The organism is Streptomyces sp. PL-25 (genome assembly GCF_058344915.1).
Genome location: NZ_CP136997.1, coordinates 7,471,544 through 7,490,271 on the forward strand (window position 1 = coordinate 7,471,544; position 18,728 = coordinate 7,490,271).

Annotated in this window: 12 protein-coding genes; 8 read left to right on the forward strand and 4 right to left on the reverse strand. The window is 72.6% G+C overall.

Translation table 11 applies throughout. The annotated features are described in order from the left end of the window. Nucleotides 1–257: 257 nt before the first annotated feature. A complete protein-coding gene (locus R4Z62_RS32945) occupies nucleotides 258–1,436 on the forward strand; it encodes a response regulator (RefSeq protein WP_355485500.1) in 1,179 nt (392 codons plus the stop codon). Here R4Z62_RS32945 and R4Z62_RS32950 read toward each other — a convergent pair. Further along, nucleotides 1,385–1,750 carry a hypothetical protein gene (locus R4Z62_RS32950; RefSeq protein ID WP_491521722.1) on the reverse strand — a complete coding sequence of 122 codons (366 nt, stop codon included), beginning with the start codon at nucleotides 1,748–1,750 and terminating at the stop codon, nucleotides 1,385–1,387. The two genes, R4Z62_RS32945 and R4Z62_RS32950, sit on opposite strands and share 52 nt — an antisense overlap. Before the next feature lie 469 nt (nucleotides 1,751–2,219). Between R4Z62_RS32950 and R4Z62_RS32955 the strand changes: the two genes are divergently transcribed. Together R4Z62_RS32955 and R4Z62_RS32960 are read left to right on the forward strand one after the other, a co-directional pair. Beyond that, nucleotides 2,220–2,573: a beta/gamma crystallin domain-containing protein gene (locus tag R4Z62_RS32955; RefSeq protein WP_064537025.1), complete on the forward strand. Its 354-nt coding sequence runs from the start codon at nucleotides 2,220–2,222 to the stop codon at nucleotides 2,571–2,573. 167 nt (nucleotides 2,574–2,740) lie between these two features. Continuing rightward, a complete protein-coding gene (locus R4Z62_RS32960) occupies nucleotides 2,741–3,568 on the forward strand; it encodes a M55 family metallopeptidase (protein ID WP_389597755.1) in 828 nt (275 codons plus the stop codon). A 178-nt stretch (nucleotides 3,569–3,746) separates the two neighbouring features. Here R4Z62_RS32960 and R4Z62_RS32965 read toward each other — a convergent pair whose 3' ends face one another. Beyond that, nucleotides 3,747–4,331 (reverse strand): TetR family transcriptional regulator, encoded by a 585-nt coding sequence (locus R4Z62_RS32965; protein ID WP_064537027.1) that lies wholly within the window; start codon nucleotides 4,329–4,331, stop codon nucleotides 3,747–3,749. A 135-nt stretch (nucleotides 4,332–4,466) separates the two neighbouring features. Between R4Z62_RS32965 and R4Z62_RS32970 the strand changes: the two genes are divergently transcribed. Continuing rightward, nucleotides 4,467–5,330: a class I SAM-dependent methyltransferase gene (locus tag R4Z62_RS32970; protein ID WP_491521723.1), complete on the forward strand. Its 864-nt coding sequence runs from the start codon at nucleotides 4,467–4,469 to the stop codon at nucleotides 5,328–5,330. A gap of 36 nt (nucleotides 5,331–5,366) precedes the next feature. Here R4Z62_RS32970 and R4Z62_RS32975 read toward each other — a convergent pair whose 3' ends face one another. Both R4Z62_RS32975 and R4Z62_RS32980 read right to left on the reverse strand, forming a co-directional pair. Then, entirely contained in the window at nucleotides 5,367–7,193 is a 1,827-nt protein-coding gene (locus R4Z62_RS32975) for a hypothetical protein (RefSeq protein WP_491521724.1), read from the reverse strand. 273 nt (nucleotides 7,194–7,466) lie between these two features. Beyond that, nucleotides 7,467–8,153, reverse strand: coding sequence for a nitroreductase family protein (locus R4Z62_RS32980; RefSeq protein WP_064537030.1), 687 nt, complete (start codon nucleotides 8,151–8,153; stop codon nucleotides 7,467–7,469). Between the two features lie 141 nt (nucleotides 8,154–8,294). On the opposite strand from R4Z62_RS32980, the gene R4Z62_RS32985 reads away from it, so the two are divergent. The 4 genes from R4Z62_RS32985 (at nucleotide 8,295) to R4Z62_RS33000 (ending at nucleotide 18,655) form a co-directional block, all read left to right on the forward strand. Next, complete coding sequence (locus R4Z62_RS32985; RefSeq protein WP_064537031.1) at nucleotides 8,295–8,795, forward strand: Lrp/AsnC family transcriptional regulator; 501 nt, start codon at nucleotides 8,295–8,297, stop codon at nucleotides 8,793–8,795. A gap of 164 nt (nucleotides 8,796–8,959) precedes the next feature. Next, the gene (locus tag R4Z62_RS32990) at nucleotides 8,960–12,106 is read left to right on the forward strand and encodes an amidohydrolase family protein (RefSeq protein ID WP_491521725.1); all 3,147 of its coding nucleotides are present in this window, start codon (nucleotides 8,960–8,962) and stop codon (nucleotides 12,104–12,106) included. Nucleotides 12,107–12,765: 659 nt separating this feature from the next. Further along, nucleotides 12,766–15,966 carry a non-ribosomal peptide synthetase gene (locus tag R4Z62_RS32995; RefSeq protein ID WP_491521726.1) on the forward strand — a complete coding sequence of 1,067 codons (3,201 nt, stop codon included), beginning with the start codon at nucleotides 12,766–12,768 and terminating at the stop codon, nucleotides 15,964–15,966. Between the two features lie 37 nt (nucleotides 15,967–16,003). Continuing rightward, nucleotides 16,004–18,655, forward strand: coding sequence for an acyl-CoA dehydrogenase family protein (locus R4Z62_RS33000; RefSeq protein ID WP_491521727.1), 2,652 nt, complete (start codon nucleotides 16,004–16,006; stop codon nucleotides 18,653–18,655). Nucleotides 18,656–18,728 lie beyond the last annotated feature (73 nt).

Here is an 18,728-nt window from a genome sequence, read left to right on the forward strand (position 1 = left end):
TTGCGGGGAGCGGCAGCGGGCCCGCAACGGGCCCCGAGGTGTTGCCGGTTCACCGATCGCCGTGCGCAACGGATCCACCTGGCGTCATTGTGTGACGCGTAGCGGGGCGGGCCCACCGGGGTGCGCCGTCCCGGCCGGGGTCCGGCCGGGTGCCGGGTGAGGAAGGGCGGGTTCGATGGATCGTTCACGTGTGCCAGTGTGGGCGGCACCGGCGCTGTTACCGCAGGCGTCGGCGAGGACGAGGGGCGGGAGCGTCCGTGGGTGAGCTGCGCCCTCTCGCGCCCGACCTGACACCGCAGTCGCGCGCGCTGGCCCTGGCACTGCGTGAGCTGTTCGAAGGACTGGGCGTCTCGGTCCGCCGCTACGCGGCCCGCCGCATCCGCGACGCCGGTACCTTCTCCCGCTACCTGAGCGGCACCCGCGTCCCGCCCTGGGAGGTCGTGACGGATCTGCTCACGGATGTCGCCGAACACCGGGGCACCGCCGCCACCCCGGAGGCCATCGAACTGGTGCGCAGGCTGTACCAGGCGGCCGTGGAGACCACCACCTCACCCCGGCACGCGGTCGAAGTGCTCGAACAGCAGCTCGCCGAGGCCGACCGTGTCTCCCGCCGCTCCACCGCGCGCGGCGACGCCCTGGGCGACGCCCTGCTGGACCGCAAGCACCGCATCGCCGATCTGGAGGTGCGGCTGAACCAGCTGGAGGCCGAGTGGAGCGCGGAACGCGAACGGGCCGAACGCCTGGCCGCCGCCGACCCCGACCTCACCGGCCTGCTGCGCGAACGCGATCATCTGCGGGACGAGGCCGCCCGGCTCGCCGCCCAGCTCCGCGCGGCACAGCGGCAGCGCGACGAGGCCGAACAGCGCTGCGTCCTGCTGGAACGGCAACTGGAGGCGGTCGAACAGACGCAGTGGACCGCGCCGTCCGTGGCACCGGCGGCCCCCCAGGCCCTGCCGAGGGTTCTCATCGTCGACGACCAGCCGGACAACCTGCTGGCCATGACCGCCGTGCTGGCCACCCTCGACCAGGAACTGGTCGCCGTTGCCTCCGGCCGCGAGGCCCTCAAGGCCCTCCTCGACCACGACGACTTCGCCGTGATCATCATGGACGTGCAGATGCCCGACATGGACGGCTACGAGACCGCCGCCCACATCAAACGGCGCCCCCGCACCCACGACGTGCCCATCATCTTCCTCACCGCCATGGGCACCGACCCCGAACACTCCGCCCGCGGCTATGCGGCCGGCGCGGTCGACTACATCGGCAAACCGTTCGATCCATGGGTGCTGCGCGCCAAGGTCGCCGTGTTCACCGGCATCTACCTCGAACAGCGGCGCCTCGCCGGGGAGCGGCGACTGCCCGGTGCGCCGGAGCGTTCACCCGCTCAGGACGGCGGGCAGCCGAACCAGTTCACCGTGCCGTCGTCCGACGTGTAGCCGAGGCACCTGAAGGTCCGGTCGTGCAGGGTCCTGGTCCGGTCGACCGCGCCGTCCAGGGTGTCTCCCTTGCGGTGGGTCTGTACGACGGTGTCGATCTCGACGGTGTACCAGCGGCCCCTGCCGGACGGGATGTCGCAGTGGTGGGCGGTCAGACCGCGGCTCGGCCCGTCGCTCCAGAGGTTCTGTTCGGCGCGGTCGCAGTGGGCGCGATCGGCGGCACCGGCGGTGCCGGCCCCGGCGACGAGCAGGGCCGCCGCTCCCGTGGCCGCCGCCGCGGTGACGCCGATCAGGCGCCTGAGGGTGAGACTCATCGGTTGTTCCTCCTGCCGGATGCGGTGACGGCACGGAGTTCGCCGTGTCACCTTGCTGCCATGGTCACGCCGGTCGGCGCGGCCCGGCGCGCCGGTCGGCGGCGGCTTCCCCCGACCCGGTGACCCGGGTGCTGCCAATGCAGCAGCGGCGCGGACGGAGCCGGTGGCTGCGCGGAGGCCGTCGTTCCCGTGGGCGCCGGCGTCAACGGGGCCACCGGGGCAGACCCACACCGGCGAATCCGGTTCACGTCATCCTGCCGCGCCCTCGGGCCGCGCCGGCCCCGTCCCGGAGCGCGACCGTCACGGCAAACGCCGCTTTCCGGACAAACCAAAGGTCACTCGGAAAATCCCGGAAAAAGGCGAATCGTTCCGGCATGGGAGCGTCTCCGTGCAGCCGCTCCCGCCCGGAGGACAGAGCCGGCGGGACGGCGACGTACGAAGCACACCCTGTGAGCCTGAAGGAGAATCCGTGATCTCGAAGGGCAAGAGGACCCTGCGGTCCCTGGCCGTGGCGCTCGCCGCGGCGGCCTCGTTCACCATCGGCGTGCCCGGCGGCAACGCCTTCGCCATCGACCACGTCCAGTGCGTGGGCGGCGAGAACTTCCTGAAGATCTGGTCGCACCTCGACGGCCGGCAGAGCGTCGACTGCTACGCGAACGCGGGGAAGACCGACTTCGGCGGCTGGTGGGTCGACCGGATCTCCACGGGCAACAACGACCTGATCTACTACGACGCCAACGGCGACTCGGTGAAGATCGAACGCTGGCACGACATCACCTTCCCGAATTACCCGCCGAAGGTCGTCGCCATCCAGATCCTGTGACGGCCTGACACCCGGCCGCCGCGCGGCGGGCCGGCCGCGCCGGTGCGGGCGCGGCCGGCCCGGCGCCCCGCGGGTCCGCGTCCGCCGTGCCGCGCCCGCGCCATGTCCTGTCGCAGCCCGGGGCATGTCCTGTCGGAGGGGAGCGCGCGGCACATAGGCTCCGCGGCATGAAGACCTTGATCTCTGTGGACATGGAGGGCATCTCGGGGATCGTGCATCCCACCGAGACGAACCCGGACCGCTACGACTACGAGCGCGGTCGCGCGGCGATGACGGCCGAGGCGAACAGCGTGATAGCCGGTGTACTGGACGCGGAGCCCGCCGCCGTGGTGTGGGTCGCCGACGCGCACGGGCCGTTCCGCAACCTGCTGCCGGAGCAGCTCGACCGGCGGGCCCGCCTCGTCCGCGGCAAACCGCGCCCGCTGGGCATGCTCGGCGGGCTCGACGAGGACACCGACGCGCTGCTGCTGATCGGCTACCACGCCCGCGCCGGACGCGGCCCGGCCGTGCTGGCCCACACCATGAACGACGGCATCCTCGACGTGCGCGTGGCCGGGCGCTCCATGGGCGAGATCGGCCTCAACGCCGCCATGGCCGGGCACCTCGGCGTACCGGTGGCGCTGCTCAGCGGCGACGACAGCGCCTGCGCCGAACTGCTGGCGCTGGTCCCCTCCGCGCACACGGTCGCGGTCAAGCAGTCCCTCGGCCAGAGCGCCGCCGTCGCCCTGCACCCCGAGGAGGCGCGCGAGCGGCTGCGCCGCGCGGCCGCCGAGGCCGTGGCCCGGCGCGCCCAGGTCGCCCCGCTGGCCCTCGCCGGACCGCTCGACGTCGAGGTGGATCTCTTCTCGCCGGCCACGGTCGACCTGGCCGCGCTCGTGCCGGGTGTCTCACGTGGTGACGGTGCCCGTACCGTCGCCTTCACCGCCGACGACTTCGCCGCCGCCTACCGCCTGGTCCTGCTGCTCGCACAGCTCGCCACCGTCAGGCCCGGCTGAGTCCGGCCCCGGTCGCGCCCGTCCGCGCGCGGAGAGCAACCTGGACGTCTACCGGCACCGGCAGTTGAAGGGGTACTTCCAGTGGGACCCCTTCATCACCATCGTGGACTCCTGACGGTCCGGCCGTGCCGGGCGGGGGCGGCGACCACGGCCGCCGCCCCCGCCCGGCACGGCCGACTCAGCCCCTCAGCAGGGCGGCGACCAGACGTGCCATGGCGGGCCGCGGGTCGGGCGTGCCGGGCCAGCTGGTCAGCAGCAGATGGTGGGCGGTGCCGACGACGGCCAGGGCCACCATGGCGGGGTCGACGGTCCCGGCCACCCTGCCGAGCGCCTGCTCGGCCTCGACGCACCCGGTGACGGCCTCCTGGATCGCGCTGAAGCCCGGGGCCCCGCCCTCCAGGGCCGCGCGGATACGGGACGCCGCCACGGGCCGTGTCATGGCCAGCCCCGACAGGGCGGGACCGCCGGAGTCGAACAGCGCGAGCACGACGGCCTCCAGGTTCCCCGCCACCGTGCCCCGCCCGACGGTCTCCGACAGCGCGCGCGCCTTCCTGGCCGTCCGCGCGAACCGGTCCAGGCACAGCTCGGCCACGAACTCGTCGAGCCCCGCGAAGTGCGTGTGCAGCAGCCCCTTGGCGCAGCCCGCCTCGGTGGTCACGGCCCGGCTGGTGAGCGCGCCGGGACCGTCCCTCTCCACGACCCGCTCGGCGGCCTCGAACAGCCGCTCGCGTACGTCCGGGGTCGCGACTCCGCGCGGTGACATGTGCCTCGCTCCCGTCCTGTGGCCCCGACCGGGCAAGGGCCGACTGCCGGGATCCTAGTCGGCATTGCCGGTACGGGCGTATGCCCATAGTGTTTGGGCGTACGCCCATACTGGCCGTCGACAGCGGGAGGCCCTGTGCCGGACATCGTCAACAACGAGCAGGAGAAGGCGTGGAACGGTCCCGAAGGCGCCCACTGGGCCCGACACCGGGACCGCTGGAACGCCGTGAACGAGGGCTTCGACGAGCCGCTCCTCGACGCCGCCGCGATCACCGGAGCGCACCGGAGCCTCGACCTGGGCTGCGGCTCCGGGCAGACCACACTCCTCGCCGCGCTGCGCGCGCCCCGGGGGAGCGCCCTGGGCCTCGACCTGTCCGGCCCGATGCTCGCGACGGCACGGGCGCGCGCGGAGGAGGAGGGCGTCGCGAACGTCTCCTTCACCCGGGGCGACGCACAGGTGCACCCCTTCGAAACGGGGGCGTTCGACGCGGCGATCAGCCGCTACGGCGTGATGTTCTACGCCGATCCCGTCGCGGCCTTCGCCAACGTCCGCCGGGCGCTGCGACCCGGCGGACGCTTGGCGTTCGTGTGCCCGGCCGACGCCGCGCTCAACGACTGGACGGCGGCGATGGCGTCCCTGCGCGGCCTCCTGCCGGTCGGCGACTTCGGCACACCCGGGCTGCCCGGCATGTTCTCGCTGGCCGACCGCGGCCGCGTGCACGCCGTCCTCACCGCCGCCGGATACACCGGCATCACCACCGAACACGTGCGGGCGTACGGCCCGTGGGGGCACGGAGCCGAGGACGCGGCGGACTTCCTGCTCGGCACCGGCCCCGGCCGCCACCTCATGGAGCGGGCGGACCAGGACGCCCGGGACCGCGCCCGGCACACCCTCACCGCCCACCTGCGCGGCCATGAGTCGGACGACGGCACGGTCCGGTTGCTCAGCACGTCCTGGCTGGTCACCGCGGACCGGCCGGCCGCGCCCCCGGGGCCGTGACAGCGGGCGTGTTGCGTGGGCGTACCGACGCGCGCATCAGGGCAGGGCGAGCACGTCCTCGATCGCCGCGCGGATCTCCTCGTCGCGCAGGAAGGCCCGGTAGTCGCGGTACGAGGAGAGGCGCCGGTCGGACTCCCGTACCGCACGCAGCAGGTCGCGCGTCCCCGGCGACACCGTGCCGATGCCGGCGAGGGCCCGCAGCGCGTCGACGAAGCAGCCGTAGGAGTCGTCGGCGTCCGCGAGCGGGACGAGGTACTCCTCCAGGACGGAGACGCTCGGCTCGCGCTCACCGGTGATCGACCACAGAGCCGGCGCCGCCCGCAACCGCAGCCAGTCGGGGCCGTGTTCCACGGCGTGACGCACCGGACCGGCGTACGGCGCGGCCGCCGGTCCGAAGTCACCGACGAGGCCGACGGGCCCGTACACCCAGCCCTCCTCGGCCAGTAGCGCCTCCCCGATCAGGCGCAGCGCCGTGTCCCGGTCGCCGCCCAGACGCCAGACGGCCCACGCCACCTTGATCCGGTTGCCCGGGTGATCGAGGGCCACACACCCGCGCACGGCGTCCGCGGCCGACGACGCGGCCGGTCCCATCGCGACCAGCACGTCGACCGCGGACAGCGACCACCGGGAGTCGCCCAGCAGGGCCGCCACCTCGGGGAGCGCGGGTGCCGCGGCGGGGCCCCACGCCGTGAGCACCTCCAGGAGGCGGCCGACCGGCGCCCTGTCCACACCGTCCCCGCGAAGCTGCGCGCGCACCGCGGGCAGCAGGGCGTCCGCATGAGCCCCCAGCGGGGTCAGCACGTCCTCGATCTCCGGCAGCCGGGGGTCACCCATGACGTACGAGCGGGAGTAGTGGCCCTGGTACGGCGCGCACAGCCGCTCGACCAGACCTTGCAGCCCGCGCGGATCACCGATGCGTGTCAGGGCCCAGCGGGCATGGTCGCCCACGGTGCCCTCCAGCAACTCGGCCCCGCCCGGATCGTCCAGCAGGGCGGCCAACTCGTCGGCGTACTCGGCCGACCGGGGCCCCAGCACCGCGAGCAGATGGGCCGCCCGGAACCGCACACCGTCGTCGGGGTCGCGGAGCAGGGCGCCCGCGAGCGGCAGCAGCGCCGGTGCCGCGGACGGCCTGACCACCAGCACGCACCACGCCTCGTCCAGCGCGGCCCGGCACAGCGGCGCGTCCCCGGTCCGGTGTGCCGCCTCGATGAGCCGTACGACGAAGGAGAGCGCGGTACCGGGCTCGTCCTCGAACAGCGGGGCCGTCCAGGAGACCACCTCCTCGCGGGTGAAGGCCCCTTCGACGTCCGGTGCGTACCACACCGCCTCGAACAGCGGACGCGAGGAGGCGTCCGACAGAACCTCCACCAGCAGGTCCAGCTCACGGACCGGGACCCGGGGATCGAAGGAGGCCCAGGCGTGCACGGCCGCGACCCGCAGGACGGGATCGCCGGTCCGCAGCACCTCCCGGACCACCGCCCGCACCCGGTCCACCGCCCCGGCACCGGCCGGCTCGCCCGCGACGGCCGTCCCCAGCGCGAGCAGCAGCGGCAGCCGCACGGCGGGGTCCGTCTCCGTGTGCCACCGCTCCAGCAGCGCATCGGCGCCCACCGGGAGGGACAGCGCCTCCCTGCGCACCTCTGGTCGGGGATCCGCGAGCAGCGCCCTCAGCCGGGGCCGCTGGGACCGCCACGCCTCGCGCCACCCCGCGTCCACCGGTCCGGGCCCGGCCGCCGCCCTCGCCAGACAGGCCACCAGTTCGACCAGGGTGACCCGGGCGCCCATGCCCGGGTCGCAGGCGAGGGCGAGGACGACCGGCAGCGCGGCGGTCGCGGCGGACGTCAGGCCCCCGGTGCCCCGCACCAGGGAGACGAACAGGGGGTGGCAGTCCTCCTCGGCCGCCTCGCCGCAGCACGCGCTTCAGGGCGCGCCGCGCCTCCTTGTCCTGGACCTGTCCGAGCATCGCCCCGAGCCGGTCCGCCGCCATGCCGCCCGGACCGCCGGGCCCCGCGCCTGCCACTTGTGCCCCCGTGCCCGCTCGGTCGGTCTCCGGCGCACATCATGACATCGCCAGGCGGCCCGCCGGACCCCGCGTGACCACGACGGACGGCGGACCGCCGCCGGGGAAAGGGCCGTTCAGGTCAGGCCCGGACTCTCGGCGGTCGCCTCCGCCAGCGACTTGCGCGCCAGGTCCGGGACCTCGCAGTCGGGTGCGGCACGGCCGATCGGGAAGAGGATGTAGGGCCGTTCGTTGCCGGGCCGCTCGCAGATCTCGGTGAGGAAGCCCATCGGATTGGGTGTGTGCGTCAGGGTGCTCAGCCCCATGGCGTGCAGGGCGGCGATGAAGAAGCCGCACGCGATGCCCACACTCTCGTTGACGTAGTAGTTCTTGCGCAGCGAACCGTCCGGCATCGCCGTGCTCTTCTCGGCGAAGCAGACGACGATCCACGGCACGACGTCGAGATAGCTCTTGTCCGCGTCCGTCTCCAGGCGCGCGAGCGCGGCACGCCACTCGGGCGGGATCCGCCCGCCCTCGTAGTTGACCCGCTCCTCCTCCTCGGCGGCGACCCGGATGCGGTGCTTGGTCCCCGCGTCGCCGATCACGGCGAACTTCCACGGCTGGAAGTGGGCGCCGGACGGGGCGGTGTTCGCCGCGGCGATGGCGAGGTCGACACACGCGCGCGGGACCGGCTCGTCGCTGAAGAACCGCACACTGCGGCGGCGGTCGAGGAACGACACGAAGTCCTCGCCCCGCCGGACCATCTCGGCCTCCCCGTACCGCTCGGGCCGGTACGGGACGAACGGGTGGGTGTGCTGCCTCACTGCTGCTCCTCCTCGGCCGGGGGACCACAGCGTGAGCCATGGGCAGCCGAATAGGCAACGCAGTCCCTTTCCTCTTGCTAATCTGACAAAGAATGAGGCCGGACGATGCCTCCGAGATCGCAGATCGGCAGGCACAGCGCCATGGCACGCCAGGGACTCGACCCGCTCGACGGCCGGATGCTGCGCCTGCTGCGGGAGCGCCCCCGCGAGGGCCTGCTGGAGATCGCCCGCCGGCTCGGCGTCGCACGCGGCACGCTGCAGGCCCGGCTCGACCGGCTGACCGCCTCCGGCGTGGTCACCGGCTACGGCCCGGACGTGGACGTCGCCGCCCTCGGCCACGTGGTCCAGGCGTTCACCACCTTCGAGGTGGACCAGCCGGCCCGCGAGGCCATCGCCGCCCGTCTGCGGGCCGTCCCGCAGATCATCGAGGCCCACATCGTGACGGGCCCCGGTGACATCTGGTGCCGCATCGCGGGCACGAGCAACCAGCACGTCCAGCAGGTGATCGACGATGTCCTCGCCGTACCGGGCGTCCGCCGCAGCACGACGGTCATCGCCCTGAGCGCCGTCGTCCCCCACCGGGTCCAGCCCCTGGTCGACGAGGTGGCCGGCCTGCCACCCGGCCCGGACGTGCGGCAGTGACCACCGACGTCCGCCCCGGCTGCCCGGTACAGAACACGAAGCGGTGTCACCTCACGTCGCCTCCACGGCACTTCACCCGACCGGACCCGTGACCCTCCGGGCCGCCGCCGGTTGACCAGGTGGTCGGTCGGGCCGGTGAGATCGGGACACGGGAGGAACGCGCCATGGACCACGGCACGGATGCGGGGCACGGGTCCGTCACCAGGCGGCGCTTCCTGGGGGCGTCGGCCGCCTCGGTCGCGCCGGTCTCGCCGGTCGGGGCGCCCGCCGGCCGGGCGTTCGCCGCGGCCGGGACGGGGCGCGTCCTGACGTACCGCGAGACGACCGGAGGGTCCGTCACCGCGCACCCGGAAGGACACGCGCTGATCGCCGAGGTGCAGGGCGTGCTGTGGCGCGTGCCGCGGGCGGGCGGCGCGGCCGAGCGGCTGACCCGCTGGGAGGTGGAGGCGACCCGGCCCGCGTTCGCGCCGGACGGCCGGACGGTGGCCCTGTGCGGCTACGCGGGCGGCGCCTTCCACCTGTGGACGATGCGGGCCGACGGCGGCGGACTGCGCCGGGTCACCGACGGCCCGTGGGACGACCGCGGGGCGGCGTGGTCGCCGGACGGCACCCGGCTGGCGTTCTCCTCCGAGCGCGGCGGCGACCCGGTGACCGGCGGCTCCTACGGCCTGTGGACCCTCGATGTCGGCAGCACCCGGCTCACCCGGGTGACGGCAGGCCCCTTCGAGGACTACGACCCGGTGTGGTCCGCGGACGGACGCACCCTGGTGTGCGTGCGCGCCGCCCACACACCGGACGGCGGGAACGACGGCGGTCTCTCACTGGTCCGGGTCTCCCTGGCGGACGGCACAGCCCAGCCGGTGCACACCACGGCCACGGGCCGTCTGCTGTGCCCGGCCGTGTCCCCGCGCGGCCGGATCGCCTGGCTGCGGCTGTCCGGCACGGACGGCCCGCCCTCCCTCCCGCCGTCCCGGGCCGAACTGCTGGTCGACGGAAAGGTGGTCGCGGCGGACGAGGACCTGGCCGCCGCCCCGCCGTGCTGGCTCGGCGAGGACCGCCTCCTCTACGTCGCGGACGGCCGGATCCGGATCCGCTCCCTGACCAACCCGGCCGTCAGCGACATCCCGTTCACCGCCCGGATGCCGGTCCCCGGCCCGCACCGCCGCGGCGTAGGGCGCGACACATCACGGACCGACACCGACACCGCCCCCGTGCCCGTGCGCGGTCTGCACCGCCCGGTGCTGTCCCCGGACGGGCGCCGGGTGGCGTGCGCGGCCCTCAACTCCCTGTGGCTGCTGCCGTCCGGGGCCCCGGGCGCCGGCGCCGAACCGCCGCGCGAGCTGCTGCGGGCCGCCGGTACGGAGTACGTGCAGATGCCGGCCTGGGCCCCCGACGGGCGCAGCCTGCTGTACTGCACCGACCGCGACGGACTGACGGCCGTACGCAGGATCCGCCTGGACGGCTCGGCGGACGAGGCCGTGACCGGCGGCGGACGCCTCTCCCCGGCCCTGTCGCCGGACGGCACACACCTGGCCTGCCTCGACGTCCACGGCAACCTGCTGGTCCGCGACCTGGCCACGGGCGGGGAACGGACCGTCGCCCGCCCCCTCGCCACCGACGGCCCGCCCGGCACCCCCACCTGGTCGCCGGACGGCCGCCGGGTGGCCTTCTGCGACCGCAACCGGCTCAACCGCCGCTTCCGCGAGGGCTACAACGTCATCCGCGTCGTCGACGTCCGCACGGGCACCGAGCGGCGCCACCTGCCCGCCGCGCACCAGTCGCTGTCCGACCGGGTCGCGGCCGGACCCGTGTGGTCGCCGGACGGCCGCTGGATGGCGCTCGTCGCCGAATCCGCGCTGTGGCTGCTGCCGGTCACCCCCGACGGCACTCCGGCGGGGCCCGCCCGCAGGCTCACCGACGAGCCGGCCGACCACCCGAGCTGGGCGGCGGACTCCCGCACCCTCCTGTACCTGTCCTGCGGGCACCTGCGTCTGCTGTCCCTGGACGACGCCCGCATGCCGGGCCGGACGCGCACCCTGACCGGCGTCCCCACCGTGCCCGCCGCCCGCCGCGACGGCCCCGGCGGCCGGGAACCGCTGCGCGTCCACGCCGGGCAGCTGTGGGACGGCACCGGCCGGGCGCCGCGCCACGACGTGGACATCCTCGTGCGCGGCGACCGGATCACCGCCGTCGCACCGCACCGCGCGCGCCGACCGGGCCACCGCACCTTCGACGCCTCCTCGTGGACCGTCCTGCCGGGCCTGTTCGACAGCCACACCCACCCCTACCAGGCCACCTACGGCGCCCGGCAGAACCTGACGGCCCTCGCCTACGGCATCACGACCACCGCCTGCATGGGCGGCCCGCTGTACGAGACGGCCCGGCTGCGCGAGGCCACCGCGTCGGGCGCCTGCCTGGGGCCGCGCTCACTGGCCTGCGCCGAACTGATCGACGGCTCGCGCACCGCCTACAGCATGGGCCGCGCCCACCGCACCGAGAGCGGGGTACGGCGCACCCTGGCGCGGGCCGCCGCCCTGGACGTCGACTTCGTCAAGACCTATGTGCGCGCCCCGGGCACGTACATGGCACGGGCCGCCGAGGCGGCGCACCGGCTGGGTGTGCCGTGCGGCAGCCATCTGTGCGCGCCGGGCCGGGCCGCCGGCCAGGATCTCACCACCCATCTCCAGGCCACCCAGCGACTGCCGTACGGCCATGCCACCACCCCGCTCGGCCACATCCACCAGGACCTGGTCGAGCAGTACGCCGACGGCGGCTTCGCCCTGATCATGACGCCGTTCAGCGCACAGGTCCTGCTCGGCGCCGCCCCGGCGCTCGCCGACGATCCCCGGGTGGACGTCCTCATGCCGCCCTGGGACGCGGCCACCGTCCACGACCGCGCCCGCACCCGCCCCGGCGCTCCCGAACTCGCGGCGCTGAAGGTCGAGTTCGGCGACTACCGGCGGCTGGCCGAGCACGGGGCCCGGCTCGCCCTGGGCACCGACTCGCCGCTGGTGCCGGTCGGTCTCTCCCTCCATCTGGCGCTGCGGGGTCTGCACGCCCACGGGTTCACCGCGGCCGAGGCCCTGCACACCGCCACCACCGTCCCGGCCCGTCTCTTCGGTCTCGCCCCGGACCTCGGCACGGTCGAGGCGGGCAGGCTGGCCGAGCTGACGGTGGTCGACGGGGACCCCTTCACGGACTTCGCCGCGCTCGTCGACACCGTCGCGGTGGTACGTGCCGGTGTTCCCCACCACCGGGACGACCTCGTCGCCCGGCATCACAAGGTGTCTTCGTCCCGGACGCCCGCGTGATCGGCCGCGCCGGGGTGTGCACACACACCTGTATATTTCTGACGATGTGTCGGGCGGCGGTACGGCGCGGTGGTCCGCCGCCGAGCTGATGCCGGACACCGCCGCGGCGGGCGGCCGGCGGGTGTCGGCCGGGCGGGGGAGCAGGGGCACGGTGCGCGGCCGTGTGCGGCCCGCTCCGCCGAGCGCCCGCAGACGGCGAGACCGGAGCCGGAGGGGGAGGCCCGCCGTGCCGTGGCCCGGTGCGAGCGAAGCGGACGGCCGGAATTCTCCCTCCACCGCACGGAGATCCGGCCGCATCAGCGAAGACTCGGCGCAGGCGTTCCGGAAGCGGAAGCAGTACCGGACGCGGGCGGATCTTGAAAACCGTCGCGCACCGCTCCGCGCCGCCGGCCGGTCGATACCCAATCACCCGGGTAAACCATGGAACTTTTACAAGTCCGATCGCAGGATCTTACATTCCTGGCTGCCTTGACCGCCTGGTGTCGGTGGGGCAGGGTATGCGCCGGGGTCGGACGTGCCTCGTGTTGCACGATCACGTGCCTGCACTGCTGAAATACCGCAGAACTGCTGCTTTGTATCGCCAATTGACGTCAAGGGAGCTTTGTGTGAGTTCAGTGCATGACGGTACCGCGACGGAAAAGAAGCAGTCACTCGCAAGCATGTTGGCACGTGCACGCTCCCGGGTCACCGACGGGCCGCGTCCCCGTCAGGACCGGAACAACGTCCCCCTTTCGTACTCGCAGAACACCTTGTGGTTCGTCGACCGGTTGCGGACCGGAATGTCGACCTACAACGTCGGATTCCTGTTCCGTCTCGAAGGTGATCTCGACGTCGACGCCCTCACCGATTCCGTCGCGAGCATCATCATGCGTCATGAGGCGCTGCGCACCTATGTCCTGGTGGAGAACGACGAGTATTTCCAGGGCATTGTGGAGAGCCCGGAGATCGTCGTCGAGCGGAAGTCCGCGCAGTCCGAGGAAGAGGCCGAGCGGTTCATGGCCGAACTCGGCGACACCGTGCTCGACCTGACGCGGTTCCCGCTGTGGCGGGCCGCTCTGGTCACCGTCGGTGACGACCTGCACTACTTCGGCTTCGTCGTCCACCACATCATCTTCGACGGCGTGTCGACCTCGATCTTCTTCGAGGAGTTAGAACAGGAGTACAACGCCCGAAGAACCGGCACCACCCCCAAGATCGAGCCCCCCACCGTGCAGTTCGCCGACTTCAGCGAGTGGCAGCGCAAGCGCATGGGCGCGGGGGCCTGGCAGGAGAGCGCGGACTACTGGGCGGACACGCTCAGCGGTGTGGATGTCATGGACATTGCAGGCGACCGCCCGCTGCCGCCCGAGGCGACCTACGAGGGGTCCGCGCTGGAGAGCAGCTGGCCGGGGCTCGCGGCACAGGTCAACGATCTCGCCTCGTCGCTGTCCACCACCCCGATCACCGTCTACGCCACGGCGATGGCCTGCCTCTTCCACCGGTACTCGGGTTCCGAGGACGTCATCTTCGGAATGCCCACCGCGAACCGCTCCGAAGTCGAGTGCGAAAGAACCGTCGGCTTCTTCATCAACATGCTTCCGCTGCGCTGCCGCATCGATCCCGACGAGACCTTCAAGGAATGCCTCGCGGGAATTCAGCGGCGATTCCGCGACGGCCAGGCGCACGGGCAGCTCCCGCTGGAGGAGATCATCGCGGGCGCCGGCGTCAAACGCGACCCCTCGCGCTCCACCCTGTTCCAGTACACACTGACGATGAACGAGTGGGCGGAGCCGCTCCGGCTCGACGGGATTACAGCCGACGAGAAAATACCGGAGACCTCGCGCGCGAAGTTCTTCCAGTCCTGGACGGTCACGCAGAACGGCCCGGATCTGGAGATCAATATCGGGTACAACACCGATATATTCGACCGGGCGACGATCGACACCATGCAGCGGGTCTTCGTCGGAATCCTGCGCAGGGCGATCTCCCTTCCCGAGCTCAGCCTGCGGCAGTCCTGGGCCCACGACGAGGAATCCCGCGAAACCCAACTGCGTTTCGGTCAAGGACGCACGGTCCCGACACCCACCGGAAATGTCTTCACACATTTCTGTGAGATCGCGGACGCACACACGCAGCGCGTGGCCGTCAGCACCCCCGACGAGGAACTGACCTACGGTCAGTTGCGGCGGCGCGCCGAGGCGATCCGCGCCCACCTCGCCGCGCAGGGTGTCGGCGCCGGGGACCGGGTGGGCGTCGCGCTCACACCGTCACCCGACTTCCCCGCGACCGTACTGGCACTGCTGGCACTGGGCGCCGTGTATGTGCCGGTCGACGCGATGAATCCGCCGGGCCGCATCGAGGCGATCATCGAGAACGCGGAACCGCGGCGCGTCGTCTGCGACGCGACGACGGCCGGGGTCGCACCCGCCCTGGAGTCACGGCTGCCGACCGATCTCCCGGACGCGGCGGACACATCCGGCACGGCCCCTGGCGGGGACGCGATCGCCTACCTGATGTACACCTCGGGCAGCACGGGCACCCCGAAGGGCGTACTCGTCAGCCACGACAACATACTCGGGTTCATACGCAACGTCCGGACGCTGTTCGAACTCACACCTCAGGACCGGTTCCTCGGCTACGCGTCCTGCGGATTCGACGTCTCGGTCTTCGAGATGTTCGGCGCCCTGCTCACCGGCGCCTCGCTCCACCTCGTGCCGTCCGCGATGCGCCTGGACATGTCGGGCGTCCAGCGGTTCCTGGAGGAGCACCGCGTCACGGTCACCGACCTGCCGCCGTCGGTCATGAAACTGCTCGACCCGGCCCCGCTGGACGACCTGCGCATCGTGTTCGTGGGCGGTGAGGCCTTCTCCCACGAACTCGTCCGGGCCTGGGGCAGGGGCCGGCGCATCTTCAACGGCTACGGCGTCACCGAGTGCACCGTCACCAGCATCGTCGAGGAGCTGAAGGAGCCGCTGTCGGCCGCCGCCCTGCCCATCGGCGCCCCGATGGACAACCACGTCGCGTATGTGCTGGACGAGCAGAACACACCGGTGCCGCAGGGTGTCATCGGACAGCTGGCCATCGGCGGCGTCGGACTGGCCGCCGGATACTGGCACCGGGACGAGGACAACCGGCGGCGGTTCATCCGGGACCCCGTCGGCGACGACCCCGAGGCGCGCCTCTATCTGACCGGTGACCTGGTGCGGCTCAACGGCGACGGCCGCCTCGTCTACGTCGGCCGCGCCGACAAGCAGGTCAAGATAAACGGCGTGCGGATCGAGATCGGCGAGATCGAGAGCGTCATCCGCGCCTTCGACGGGATCCGCAACGTGTACGTCCAGGTCCAGCAGGTGCAGGACCACAAGAGGGTCGTCGCCTACTGCGCCACCGGCGGAGCACCCCACGTGTCCGAGGCGGCGCTGCGGGAGCACTGCCGCAGGTATCTCGTGTCCACGATGGTGCCGAGCACCTTCCTGGTGCTGGACGAACTGCCGATCAACGCCAGCGGGAAGATCGACGAGCGTGCCCTGCCCGGTGTCGACGCCACCGCCGAGCCGGAGCCCGAGGAGCAGCTCAGCGACGTCGAACGGCAGATGCTGACCAAGGCGTTCGGCCCGATCCTCGGCCGCACCGACTTCGCCAAGAACGTCAGCTTCTTCGACCTGGGCGGGACCAGCCTGCAGGCCGCCCAACTGGTCTCCAAGATCAAGAAGATCTTCGCCACGGACATCTCCCTGGCCGCGTTCTTCGCTGACTCCAGCGTTCGGAGCATGGCCCTGGAGGTGGAACGGGCCCGGCTGGCCGGCCTGCCCCCCGAGGAACTCGAGAAGGTCATCGAGCAGATGTCCGAAGAGGACGTTTCCCGACTCCTGGCCGAGTGAGCAGCCGGACATCGACCACAAGGGCAGGAAACACGTGATGCAACGTGAAGGGGAACGCCTGAACGCCTATCTCCGGACGAGATCGGCGGGGGCGGACACAACGAGTCTCATCGAACTGAGCCGGCCGGACTCCTCCGGCCAGGTGCTCCTGTTCGCCCACCCGGTGGGCGGCAGTCTGCTGGCCTACCAGCCGCTGGTCCGCCGGCTCGGCGACCACCGGTGCTTCGGCCTCGAAGCCTCCGCGAGGACACTCGCCGACGGCGGACCAGCCGAGTCGATGCAGGAACTGGCCCGGCGGTACGTCGAGAGCTTCGCCGGCCGGGGACCCGAGGTCGATTTGGTGTGCGGCTGGTCCTTCGGCGGCGCCCTCGCCTGGGAGATCGCCTGCCTGCTCGCCGCCCGGGGACGCCGCCCGAGGGTGGTGCTCCTCGACTCGACGTGGTCGGGCGGCGTCTACCCGCGCTGGACACCCGGCGAGGCGGTACGGGCCTTCGTGGACGACGTGTCCAGGCTGAGCGGACGCGACGGCGAGAGCGCGCCGGACACCCGCGCGGAGGCCGCCGCCGCACTCGACATGGACCTGGAGACGTTCACCGAGCGCTTCGAGATCTTCGAGCACAACCGACGGCTCATCTGCGAGTGGGAGCCCACACCGGGAGACCTCGACGTCGTCTCCGTACGCGCCGTGGAGTCCGCCAAGTGCGACTGGCGCACGGTCACTTCGGGCGGCGTGCGCTTCCAGGACCTGCCCGGCGACCACTACGGCCTGCTCCGGGACGACGGCAACCTCGCCGCCATCGAACGGGCCGTCCGGGACGAGCCCCCGGCAGCGGCGGCAGCCGTCCCGCACCCGGACGGCCCGGCGGCCGAGGCCGACGGTGCCGCTCTGCACGCGTCGCTGAAGCAGCTCGTGGACACACCCCACTGGCGCGACCTCGTGATCAGGGCCCGGCGGATGGACCCCGACGCCATCACCGAGGCGTACCGGGAACTGGGCCGGCGCGGACTGCTCACCCCGGACTGGCCGAGCGAGTACGGCGGCGCCGGAACACCGACGCGCCGCGCCATCGAGCTCTTCGAGGGCTTCTCCTCGACCGGGCTGCCGGACCTGGTGTACGCGCTCACCGTGCAGATCGTGGGCAACTTCGTCCTGAAGTCAGGCTCCGAACGGCTCAGGCGCGAGCTGCTCCCGCGCATCGCCCGCGGTGAGGAGTTCGCCACCGTCCTCTACAGCGAACCGCGCGCCGGGAGCGACCTCGCGGCGCTGCGGACCAGGGCGGAGCGCCGGGGCGAGAACTATGTCCTCAACGGCGTCAAGGTGTTCAGCATCTACAGCGACATCGCGGGTTCGGCGCTGGTGGCCGCGCGCACCGGCCAGGACGGGCACAAGTACGACGGCATCACCCTCTTCGTCATCGACCTGGCGGCCGACGGCGTGAGCGTCGAACTCGTCCAGACGGTGCAACGCGAACGGATGTGCCGCGTACGCCTCCACGAGGTCGAGGTCGAGAGCTGGCGCCGGGTGGGCGACGAGGGCCGCGGCTGGGCCCTGCTCGACGGCGCCCTGGCCATCGAACGCACCGGCATCGACCATGTCGTCAGGGCGGCCCGCTGGCTGAAGGCGCTGTACACCACGACCGCGCCGTCCGAGCGGCTGCGGCGGCTGGAGGGCCAGGTCGAGTGCGCCACGACCCTGGCACGCGCGGCCACCGAGGTGTTCCTGCGCGCCGACGTCAGGGCCACCGACACCGCCGTCGCCAAGCTGTACACCAGCGAGACCTGCCAGCAGGTCGGGCACGAGGTGCTGCGCCGCTGGAGCACCCTCGCCAGCGCGCCCGGCGCGGACGACCTGGTCCACGAGGAACTCTTCTCGGCGCTGACCGAGTCGCCCGGACTCACCCTGTCCGCCGGCACGTCGGAGATGATGCTGTCCACCCTCTCGGCGGATCTCAAGGAGGAGTGCTCCCGTCGCTGCCTGGAGATCCTGCACCGCTTCGGCGGCGACCTCGTCGACACCGTCGTGGAGGTCCTCGAACCAGAGGGCGCCCGCATCAAGGCCGAGCCGCTTTTCGCCTACTCGGACGAGCGGCGCGAGGCGCTGGCGAAGACCCTCACCGACCTCGGCTTCGACCTGGTCGAACGCCCGGAGGAGGCGGGCGGCCTCGGACTCGGCCTCACCGCCGGCTGCGGCATCAGCCTCGGCATGGGCTACCTCGGGTACGAGAACGCCTACACCCCGCACCACTTCGCGGGCGACGGCGGCACGCAGACCCCGCACGGCCCGTGCCCGGAGCGTGCGTGCAGGCTGCGCCACGCGGCCTACGTCCTGGGCCTCGGCATCGGCCTCTTCCGCACCGCGTGGGAACATGCCGTCACCCGGGAGCAGTTCGGCCGCCGCCTGGTCGATCAGGACTCCCTGATGTTCCCGCTGATCCGCGGCTACGCCGAGCTGACCGCCCTGGGCGCGCGGCTCCACGAACTCGCCGAGCACGCGCAGAACGTGGACGAGGACGCCGTACGGCGCTTCGAACTGGTGGAACAGGACGCCCTGGTGCGCGTCGTGCGCAGCGCCATGCAGGTGCTGGGCGCCCAGGGCATCACGGAGTGGTCGGTCGCCTCGCGCTTCTACATGAAGTGCGCCCAGAACATGGGACTCCTGGACCACGAGGGCAGGGTGGCGGACGGATGACCCGGGCGGCACAGCCGCCGCGAGCGGGCCGCCGGCGAGCCCGGCACCGGCCGGAACGCACGAGCAGTGTCCG

What these genes read in the sequence shown, in the direction of transcription:
- R4Z62_RS32960 (WP_389597755.1), top strand. Translation starts at nt 2,741, where the DNA reads ATGAAGACCTTGATCTCTGTGGACATGGAGGGCATCTCGGGGATCGTG.
- R4Z62_RS32990 (WP_491521725.1), top strand. Translation starts at nt 8,960, where the DNA reads ATGGACCACGGCACGGATGCGGGGCACGGGTCCGTCACCAGGCGGCGC.
- R4Z62_RS33000 (WP_491521727.1), top strand. Translation starts at nt 16,004, where the DNA reads ATGCAACGTGAAGGGGAACGCCTGAACGCCTATCTCCGGACGAGATCG.
- R4Z62_RS32985 (WP_064537031.1), top strand. Translation starts at nt 8,295, where the DNA reads ATGGCACGCCAGGGACTCGACCCGCTCGACGGCCGGATGCTGCGCCTG.
- R4Z62_RS32965 (WP_064537027.1), bottom strand. Translation starts at nt 4,331, where the DNA reads ATGTCACCGCGCGGAGTCGCGACCCCGGACGTACGCGAGCGGCTGTTC.
- R4Z62_RS32995 (WP_491521726.1), top strand. Translation starts at nt 12,766, where the DNA reads ATGTTGGCACGTGCACGCTCCCGGGTCACCGACGGGCCGCGTCCCCGT.
- R4Z62_RS32950 (WP_491521722.1), bottom strand. Translation starts at nt 1,750, where the DNA reads ATGAGTCTCACCCTCAGGCGCCTGATCGGCGTCACCGCGGCGGCGGCC.